Raw genomic sequence first — 9652 nt, 5'->3', positions numbered from 1 at the left:
ATGGGCGCCCCCGCGCGGGGGCGCCCATCCTCGGCCGTACGGATCAGGCGGAGGGGACGATCCGGCCGCGGACCTCGCCGAGGGCCACCCGGGTGCCGTCGGGGCCCGGGGCCCAGGCCGTGAGGACGACCTCGTCGCCGTCCTCCAGGAACGTCCGCTTGCCGCCCGGAAGTTCGAGGGCGTCGCGACCGTTCCAGGTGAGCTCCAGGAGCGAGCCGCGCTGGTTCACCTCGGGCCCGGAGACCGTGCCGGAGCCGTACAGGTCACCCGTACGGAGCGAGGCGCCGTTCACCGTCATGTGGGCGAGCTGCTGGGCCGCCGTCCAGTACATCGAGGAGAACGGCGGCTCGGCCACCACCTCGCCGTTGATCTCCACCGAGATCCGCAGGTCGAAGCCGCCCGGCTCCTCCTCCGCGGCGTCGTCCAGGTAGGGGAGGAGCGGGAAGTCGCGGGCCGGAGGGGCGGTCCGGGCCGCGTCCAGGGCCTCCAGGGGCGTCACCCACGCCGAGACCGAGGTCTGGAACGACTTGCCGAGGAACGGGCCCAGCGGCACGTACTCCCAGGCCTGGACGTCCCGCGCCGACCAGTCGTTGAGCAGCGTCAGGCCGAAGACGTGCTCCCGGAAGTCGGCCAGCGGGACCGGCTTCCCGAGCTCGGACGGGGTGCCGACCAGGAAGCCGACCTCCGCCTCGATGTCCAGCTTGACGGAGGGGCCGAAGACCGGCGCCGGGTCCGACGGGGCCTTGCGCTGCCCGGAGGGGCGCACGACATCGGTGCCGGAGACCACGACCGTGCCCGCGCGACCGTGGTAACCGATCGGCAGATGCTTCCAGTTGGGGGTGAGCGCGTCGCCGTCGGGGCGGAAGATCTTCCCCACGTTCGTCGCGTGGTGCTCGCTCGCGTAGAAGTCGACGTAGTCCGCGACCTCGTACGGCAGGTGCAGCGTCACCGCGTCAAGCGGGTGGAGCAGCGGCTCGATGTCCGCCCGGTGCGCGGGCACCGTCACCCAGGCCGTCAGCGCCCGGCGGACGTCGCGCCAGGCGGTCCGCCCGGCCGCGAGCAGCGGGTTGAGGGTGGGCTGCGCGAGCAGCGCCGCGTACGGGGAGCCGAGCGCGTGCGCCGCGGCACCCGCGTCCAGGACGTGCCCGCCGATGCGGACGCCGAGCCGGCGCCGCCCGGGCTCGTCGGCGGTGGAGAAGACGCCGTACGGGAGGTTGTGCGGGCCGAAGGGATCGCCCTCGGCCAGATCGAGCGGGCTGTGCTCGGACATCGGTGCGTGCCTCGCTTTCCACGTGTGTGGGGGACACGTTACGGGGCGGGCCGCCGGGCGCTGATGACATGGATCACACAGAAACCGAGGCCTCCGTGGGCAACTGCCCCCACTTGCGCGGTTTGTGACCTGAACGGGTTCAGAAGGCCCCCGCGACCTCCGGAAACAGGGCTCCGCGCGGGCCCCTTCCGGTCATACGATCAAGCCGGGTGCCGCGCCGCGTGAGGTAGCCGCAGGCGCGCGCCCGCCCACTTTCTTCGCAGTCTTTCTCTCTGACCAGGAAAAGGTCCGCAACGTGAAGATCCGCCGCATCCTGGCGACCGCCGTGGCCGCCGCCGTGACCACCCCGGTCGTGTTCCTCTCGGCCGCGCCCGCGTTCGCCGACGCCAAGCCGACCTCCGGGCCCTCGCAGAAGCCCGCGTCCGGCGAGGACGACCCCGACGAGGACATGCCCTCGATCGAGGAGCTCAAGGCCGCCGTCGCCGAGGCGCAGAAGGCGTACGACAAGGCCGTCGTCGACCTCGACAAGGCCACCGCGGACCTGAAGGCCCTGGACGAGGCCGACAACCCGCTCGTGGTCGCGGTCGCCGACGCGCAGAAGGCCGCGGACGCTGCCGCCGCCAAGAAGACGGCCGCCGACGAGGCGCTCGTCAAGGCCGAGGAGGCCGTGACGAAGCTGCCGGAGACCGCGACCGAGGAGGAGAAGGCGGCCGCCGCCGCTGCCGTCACCGCCGCGAAGACGGCCGCCGACGAGGCCGCCGCCGCGAAGACCGTCGCCGACGCGAAGCTGACGGAGGTCACGGCCGCCCTCACCGCCGCCAAGGACGCCGCCGCGCACGTGGTCGAGCTCGCCGAGAAGGTGAAGGAGTCCGCCTCCGAGAAGCTCGATGAGGCCAAGGAAGAGCTGGAGTTCTACGAGGAGATCGGTGAGGAGTGCGAGGAGGACGCCTCCCTCAAGGTCGCGGTGAGCGGCCCGAAGAAGGTCACCGCCGGTGAGCCCGCGGTCTTCTCGATGCGCCTCACCAACACCTCCGACCACAAGCTGGACCTCGTCAACGCCTTCGCGAACGCCATACGGCTGCCCGCGCCCGGTGACGAGATCGACGAGGACACGGACTTCTCCAAGCTCACCATCCCCGTCGAGTGGTCCTCCGCCGACGTCCTGGAGTGGGACCAGCTCACCGAGAAGTCCGACATCATCGAGGTCGGCGAGCTCGACAAGGGCGCCTCGTACGACGTGAAGCTGCGGCTCACGGTCGACGCCAAGGCCACCGCCGGCAAGGGGGCCCTCTTCGGCTACGGGGAGTACGAGAACAACGACGGCTCCTGCGGCTTCGCCAGTGACTTCAAGGACGTGAACTTCGACATCCTCGCCGCCGACAAGGGCGACAAGCCGAAGCCGAAGCCGACGGAGACCGCGACGCCGACCCCGGCGCCGACCGTCACCACCGGCGGCAACACGAACACCACCCAGCAGGGCGGCACGTCCACCACCCCCGTGACCGGCACCCTCGCCGCGACCGGTGCGAACGACACCCTGCCGCTCGGTCTCGCCGCCGCCGGGGCCGTCGCCCTGGGCGCCGGCGCGCTGGTCTTCGCCCGCCGCCGCAAGGCCGGCACGCAGGCGTAACCCCTGATCGGTCCCCCGCACGGCGTGATTTCAGCCCGCCGTGCGGGGGATCCGCTTTTCCCAGGTGCGGTGGAAGACGACCTCGCCGCCCTCCCTGCACACCACCTCGTCCTCGGTGTGGAAGGCGTCCGCGTCGCAGGAGATCTCCGAGCGGGTGTCGATCGTGACGTCCCAGGCCAGTTCGGGCCGGTGCAGCCGGATCGTCCACTCCGAGCGGGTCCGGGCGGACAGCGGGCCGCCCTCGTCGACGGTGTACGCCTCCACGGCGTCCTCGGTGCACTCCAGGCCGTCCGGGTACACGCGCGTGCCGCCGTACTTCGGGTCGACCTCGAGGGTCCACTCGTCCCTGGCCACGTCCCGGACCACCAGCCGCTCCGGGCGCGGCTCCTCCAGGGTGGCCGGGTACGCGACGCCGAGCGGCGCGGACTGCTCCGGCTCCTCCCACTCGACGGCGTCCTCGGCGCGCGCCCGGACGGGGAGGGTGAGGGAGGAGCCGGCCGGGTCGAGGGTGAAGCCGGCGGCGTCGGGCTGGGGCCAGATCCACGGCCAGTACGTGGAGGAGACGGCGAGCCGCACCCGGTGGCCGGGCGGGAAGGCGTACCCGATGCCGTTCAGCTCGAGGAGGAGTGTCTCCGGCTCGCCGATCTGGGCCTCCACGGCCCGGTCGGGGCCGTAGCGGGCGGAGAGGTTCAGGGCGCCCCGGGTGACGAGGGTGGAGGAGCCGTCGGGGGCGACGTCGCAGAGCCGGGCGACGACCTGTCCGGTGGGGGCCGCGGTCGTCAGGCGCAGGCTCACCGAGGGGCGGCCCAGGATCTCGATCGGCTCGGCGGACTCCGGTACGGGGAAGTCGAAGCAGGCCGAGCGGGCGTCCTCGTCGCGCTGGTCCGGCGGCAGGTCGGCGTCGTTGCCGAGGGGGAGGAAGCGGCCCGCGTCGAGCCCGGTCCGCTGGGGCGAGTCGACGAGGACCGGGGCGCCCTGGAAGCCGTACGTGACGGGGGTGACGTGCGGGGAGGGCCAGGCGGGGTCGGCGACCCAGCGGCCGGGCAGCTCCTCGTACACGGTGGCCGGCGGGTGCGCGTCGCTGATCCAGGAGCGGAGCAGCGGCTCGGCCATCACGTCGTTCTCGACGTCCTTGAGGTGGTGGTCCCACCAGCGCAGGGTCTCCTGGAGGAAGCCGATCGCAGGGCCCGGCGGCAGGCCGCGGTCGGGGTACTGGTGGGACCAGGGGCCGATGATCGCGCGGACCCGGTCCTGGGGGAGGTGCCGGGCGAGCCGCAGGACGGTGTCGCGGTACGGGTCGTGCCAGCCGCCGACGGCGAGGACGGCGGCCCGGACGGCCCCGTACTCCTCGCGGACGCTGCCGTGCCTCCAGTACGCGTCCCGGGTCTGGTGGGCGAGCCAGGTGTGGACGGGCGGCTCGACGGCCTCCAGGCGCCTGAGCCACAGCTCGCGCCACTCCTCGCCCACGTACTGCGGGTCCGGGGGCCGGGCGGTGAAGGCGAGCGTGGTGGCCGCCCGGGAGTGCATGCCGACGGCGAGGACCGAGCCGCCCAGGTAGTGCACGTCGTTGTCGTAGCGGTCGTCGGTGGCGCAGACGGCGACGACCGCCCCGAGCGGTCCGGGGGCGAGGGCGGCGATCCGGAGCGCGGCGGAGCCGCCCCGGCCGATGCCGAACACGCCGACCCTCCCGGTGCACCACTCCTGCCCGGCGAGCCAGTTCACGACGGCGACCCCGTCGGCGAGCTCGACGGCGTCGTACGCGTCGCCGGGCAGGCCCTCGCTGTTGCCGTGGCCGCGGACGTCGACCCGTACGGAGGCGTAGCCGTGGCCCGCGTACCAGGGGTGGCGCTGCCGGTCGCGGGGGACGGTCCAGTCGGTCAGGCGGTCCGGCAGGTACTCCAGGAGGGCCGGTACGGGTTCGTCGGTGAGCGGACGCCACACGCGCGCGTACAGCCTCGTGCCGTCCGGCAGGGGGATGCGGACGTCCTCGTGGCGGGTCTCGTACGGGAAGTCGGTACGGATGCGCATGTCAGAACCTCGGTGGACGGGGTGCACGATCGCCGTTCGGGGCAAAGAGCCCATTCCTGGCCGTATCAGCTGATCACGAACATACCGGGGGTGACGGGAAGGCGCCCACGGTGATCGAAAGGTGACCGGATACGCTGGCTTGAGTGAACCGAGCGACACATCGACAATCCATGTGATCGTCAGCAGGCGTCAGCAGACAGGAGACCCCCTCGTGACCGTCGTCGGGCCGTTCGGTCTTAGCGTGCGGGACCAGGCTCTCGAAGCCGATCTCCAGACCGGTTTGGCGGCTGTGGAGGCGGGCCTCCTGGACGCCACCAAGAGCGATGTCCCCTTCATCACGGAGGCCGCGCAGCACCTCGTCCTGGCCGGGGGCAAGCGGTTCCGCCCCCTGCTCGTGATGCTCGCCGCCCAGTTCGGCGACCCCTACGCGCCGGGCGTCGTGCCCTCCGCCGTGGTCGTCGAGCTCACCCACCTGGCCACGCTCTACCACGACGACGTCATGGACGAGGCCGACGTCCGGCGCGGCGTCGACAGCGCCAACACCCGCTGGGGCAACTCGATCGCCGTCCTCACGGGTGACTTCCTCTTCGCCCGCGCCTCGCACACGCTCGCGGACCTCGGCCCCGAGGCCGTACGCATCCAGGCCGAGGCGTTCGAACGGCTCGTGACCGGCCAGATCCTGGAGACCGCGGGTCCGATGGACGGCCGCGACCCCGTCGACCACTACCTCGACGTCCTCGGCGGCAAGACCGGCTCCCTCGTCGCCGTCTCCTGCCGCTTCGGCGCCATGATGTCCGGCGCCGACGAGAGCGTTGTCGACATCCTCACCCAGTACGGCGAGCGGCTCGGCGTCGCCTTCCAGCTCGCCGACGACGTCCTCGACATCGCCTCCGACTCCCACGAGTCCGGCAAGACCCCCGGCACCGACCTCCGCGAGGGCATCCCGACCCTCCCCGTCCTCCGCCTGCGGGCCGCCGCGGCCGCCCACGGGCGCCCGGAGGACCTGGAGCTCGTCGCCCTGATCGACGGCGACCTCAGCGACGACGAGCGGCACGCCGAGGCCCTGCGCCGGCTCCGCGCCCACCCCGCCCTGGAGCAGGCCCGCCGGGACACCGTGCGGTACGCCGAGGAGGCGCGCGCGATGCTGGCGCCGCTGCCCGACGGCTACGCGAAGGCGGCCCTGGCCGAGATGTGTGACGCCGTGGTCCACCGAGCGGGTTAGGTCGTCTCGGGGTCGGGTCATCCCGAAGCAGTACGTGAGGTTGATCCCCGGGTCTGACGATTCCGGGCCCGCGCCTTGGTGAGATGGAGTCATCATCCACAGGGGCAGCACGGCACGGAGGTAGCGGAGACCATGGCAGAGACCCGTAAGGCGAGCCGGTTCATCGTCCCGGTCGCGGTGGCAGGAGTGGCCGCGGCGACCATCGGGCTCGTCCCGGCGCTGGCCGCGTCCGGCGACCCGGACCTGCCGGAGATCACGGCCAAGCAGCTCATCGAGAAGATCGCCGCGTCGGACACCCAGACCCTGTCCGGCACCTTCAAGATCTCCACCGACCTGGGCCTGCCGGCCCTCGACGGCCTGGCGTCCGGCCTCGGGGGCCTGGACGGCGGCGACGGCGGCCCCTCCTCGGCGGACCCGTCCGAGAAGCTCACCGAGCTCGTCTCGGGCAGCCACACGCTGCGCATCGCGGCGGACGGCCCCGAGCGCCAGCGGCTCACCCTGCTCGACGGCTCCGACGAATACAGCCTGATCCACAACGGCGACGACGTCTGGGCCTACGACAGCAAGTCGAACGAGGCCTTCCACGAGAAGGGCGCGTCCGGCGGCGAGAAGCCCGAGAAGAAGCTCCCGGGCACGCCCAAGGAGCTCGCCGACGAGGTCCTGAAGGCCGCGGGCGACACCACGTCGATCACGGTCGACGGGACGGCGAAGGTGGCCGGCCGGGACGCGTACCAGCTGGTGATCAAGCCGAAGCAGTCCGGCTCGACGGTCGAGTCGGTGAAGATCGCGGTGGACGCGGCGAACGGCACCCCGCTGAAGTTCACCCTCTCCTCGGTCGAGGGCGGCAAGCCGATCGTCGACGCGGGCTTCACGAAGGTCGACTTCGGCAAGCCGGCCGCCTCGGAGTTCACCTTCACGGCGCCGAAGGGCGCGAAGGTGACGGAGGGTGCGGCGGAGAAGGGCGAGGAGGCCCCGGGTGACCTGCCGGAGGGCTTCGAGGAGGGCATCCCCGGCCTCGGGGACGTCTTCGGCGGCGCCGGCCTCGTCCCCGGCTCCGGCTCCGGCGAGGGCCCGACCGTCATCGGCGAGGGCTGGACGACGATCGCGAAGCTCGACACCGGGGCGCCGGCGCCCAAGACCGACGAGGCACCGAAGGAGATCCAGGGCTTCCTGGACTCCTTCGGCGACAAGGTCACCGGCAAGTTCGGCTCGGGCACCGTCTTCAAGACGAAGCTGGTGAACGCGCTCCTCACCGACGACGGCAAGGTCTACGTCGGCGCGGTGACGAAGGACGCGCTGGTCGACGCGGCGAACTCCGGCAAGTAACGGCCGGGTTGGGACCCCGGGCGGGTCGGGGGCGAAATTCACCGACCCGCCCGGGAGTTCTTCCGGATCTACGGGAACGTCAGCTTGAAGCCGCTGATGTAGCCCGTGTCGGCCGAGGCCTTGTCCTGGACGCGGAGCTTCCAGACGCCGTTGGCGACCTCCGAGGAGGCGTTCACGGTGTAGGTCTGGTTGATGTTGTCGGCGCTGCCGCCGGCCCGGTTGGACAGGTTGTAGACCGAGCCGTCGGGGGCGATGAGGTCGACGACGAGGTCACCGATGTAGGTGTGGACGATGTCCACGCCGACCTTCAGCGTCGAGGGCGCGTTGCCGGTGATGCCGGAGACGGTCACCGAGGAGGTCACCGCGGCTCCCGGGGAGTCCGGGATGGCGACGTCCGCGGTGTTCTCGAAGACCGTGCCGGTCGGCGGGGTCGTCGTCCCGCTCGACAGGTTCCAGATCGCGTACGCGATGGCGTCCGCGTTCCGGTCCAGGGCCGTGTCGTTGATGTTCGCCGAGGTGTCGCAGGACGAGTGGTAGCAGCGGTCGAAGGCCTGGCCGGACGTGCCGCCCCACTTCTGTGCCTGCGCCGCCGTCTTGATGTAGTCGGCGCCGGAGAAGAGCCCGCCGACCGGGATGCCCACGTTCTTGAAGGGCGCGTGGTCGGAGCGGCCGTCGCCCTCGGTCTCGATCTCGGTGGGGATGCCGAGCCCGGTGAAGTAGTCCTTGAAGGTCTGCTCGATCGTCGGGTCGTCGTCGTAGACGAAGTAGCCCGGGTTCGGCGAGCCGATCATGTCGAAGTTCAGATAGCCGCTGATCTTCGAACGCTCGGTGCTGGGCAGGTTGTTGACGTAGTACTTCGAGCCGACGAGCCCGAGCTCCTCGGCGCCCCACCAGGCGAACCGCAGGTGCTTCGTCGGCTGGAGCTGGGCGCGGGACACCGCGAGCGCGGTCTCCAGGATCGCGGCGGAGCCGGAGCCGTTGTCGTTGATGCCGGGGCCCGCGGTGACCGAGTCCAGGTGCGAGCCGGACATGATCACCTGGTTCGGGTCGCCGCCCGGCCAGTCGGCTATCAGGTTGTAGCCGGTGGCGCCGTTGTACGTGAACTGCTGGAGCGCGGTGGTGTAGCCGGCGGCGTCCAGCTTCGCCTTCACGAAGTCGATCGAGGCCTTGTAGCCGGTACGGCCGTGGGCGCGGTTGCCGCCGTTGGCTGTGGCGATCGACTGGAGGTCCGCCAAGTGCTGCTTGACGTTGGCGAGCGGGATGTCGGGCGGCGTGACGGCGGCTGCCGTGGCCGGGCTGGCGGAGGCACTGGTGCCGGTGAGTCCGGCGAGCGCGAGCGCCGCGAGGGCGGCGGCCGCTGTGGCGCGTCTGGGCACGGAGATGTTCATGTGGGGGCTCCGGATTCCGAACGGGGATGGGACGGAACGTGCGAGACGCCCCGGGCGGCGGTGCCACGAGGCGCTGGAGCTGTGCGGATGCGCGATTGTTCAGTTGTGCGGCTGTTCGGTCGTGCGTGCTGAATGTTCAGTGAGAATTTGATTCCCCGTCAAGAGCGGAAACCGGTCAGGAGTGTTCGCTCAGCGGACTCAGTGGACGAGGACGTCCTCCACCGCCTCCCGCACGCGCGGGTCGGTGTCGCGCCCCAACTCCCTCAGCAGGGAGTCCACTCCGGGGGTCGACCAGTACGCCACCGCTTCGACCAGCGCGAGCCGCACCGCCGGGTCGGGGTGCCGGGCGAGCCCGGACAGCCGCGCCAGCGGGCCGCGCCGCCGCATCCCGTACCAGTGCAGGGCCTCGCGCAGCGCCCTGGCGTCTCCCCGCGCCTCCGCCGCCTCTATCCGGGCGAGGAGCACCCGCGGCGCGGGCGGCGGCCCGTCGTAGGGGTGCGGCCGGCGTTCCGCGAGCCGCCGCGAGCCGTAGCCCCCGCGCTCCCGGCAGCCGAAGCAGAGGCAGGGAGGGGCGCCGTGCGCGTCGGGCCGGTAGCGCCAGCCGTTGACCTGCCGCACAGGCCGGATGTGCCGCACCTCGGCCCGTGTGACGGACCGCGGCAGGAAAACCTCCCAGCCCCGGGCGTCCACGGCCTCCGCCACCCGCCGTACCGCCTCCGCCGCCGTCACCCGGGCGGGCTCGCGGTCGCTGTACCGGCCGACGCTCACCGGCTCCTCGTCGGGGAGCC

The 9652-nt window shown here is 72.0% G+C and carries 7 protein-coding genes; 3 read left to right on the top strand and 4 right to left on the bottom strand.

What is annotated here, in order from left to right; all coding sequences use genetic code 11:
* Positions 1 to 43 precede the first annotated feature (43 nt).
* Positions 44 to 1270: a fumarylacetoacetase gene (gene fahA, locus CCN56_RS09060; protein WP_086825326.1), complete on the bottom strand. Its 1227-nt coding sequence runs from the start codon at positions 1268 to 1270 to the stop codon at positions 44 to 46.
* Between the two features lie 295 nt (positions 1271 to 1565).
* On the opposite strand from fahA, the gene CCN56_RS09055 reads away from it, so the two are divergent.
* The gene (locus CCN56_RS09055; protein ID WP_086825324.1) at positions 1566 to 2900 is read left to right on the top strand and encodes an LPXTG cell wall anchor domain-containing protein; all 1335 of its coding nucleotides are present in this window, start codon (positions 1566 to 1568) and stop codon (positions 2898 to 2900) included.
* Positions 2901 to 2930: 30 nt separating this feature from the next.
* Here the strand turns inward: CCN56_RS09055 and CCN56_RS09050 are convergent, their stop codons facing one another.
* The gene (locus CCN56_RS09050) at positions 2931 to 4928 is read right to left on the bottom strand and encodes a CocE/NonD family hydrolase (protein WP_086825322.1); all 1998 of its coding nucleotides are present in this window, start codon (positions 4926 to 4928) and stop codon (positions 2931 to 2933) included.
* Between the two features lie 211 nt (positions 4929 to 5139).
* On the opposite strand from CCN56_RS09050, the gene CCN56_RS09045 reads away from it, so the two are divergent.
* Both CCN56_RS09045 and CCN56_RS09040 read left to right on the top strand, forming a co-directional pair.
* Positions 5140 to 6150, top strand: coding sequence for a polyprenyl synthetase family protein (locus tag CCN56_RS09045; RefSeq protein ID WP_086825320.1), 1011 nt, complete (start codon positions 5140 to 5142; stop codon positions 6148 to 6150).
* Between the two features lie 132 nt (positions 6151 to 6282).
* Positions 6283 to 7476 carry a sigma-E factor regulatory protein RseB domain-containing protein gene (locus CCN56_RS09040; protein WP_086825318.1) on the top strand — a complete coding sequence of 398 codons (1194 nt, stop codon included), beginning with the start codon at positions 6283 to 6285 and terminating at the stop codon, positions 7474 to 7476.
* 68 nt (positions 7477 to 7544) lie between these two features.
* On the opposite strand, the gene CCN56_RS09035 is transcribed toward CCN56_RS09040, so the two are convergent.
* The gene (locus CCN56_RS09035; protein ID WP_086825316.1) at positions 7545 to 8864 is read right to left on the bottom strand and encodes a M28 family metallopeptidase; all 1320 of its coding nucleotides are present in this window, start codon (positions 8862 to 8864) and stop codon (positions 7545 to 7547) included.
* A gap of 198 nt (positions 8865 to 9062) precedes the next feature.
* Positions 9063 to 9652: HEAT repeat domain-containing protein (locus CCN56_RS43030; RefSeq protein ID WP_086825314.1), on the bottom strand; the 590-nt coding region annotated here is incomplete at its 5' end.

It is taken from the genome of Streptomyces sp. NRRL B-24572 (genome assembly GCF_002156145.1).
In the GTDB taxonomy this organism is placed as follows: Bacteria; Actinomycetota; Actinomycetes; order Streptomycetales; family Streptomycetaceae; genus Streptomyces; species Streptomyces vietnamensis.
The sequence above is the reverse complement of the archived record's forward strand: the minus strand, read 5'-3'. Positions and strand labels throughout refer to the sequence as shown.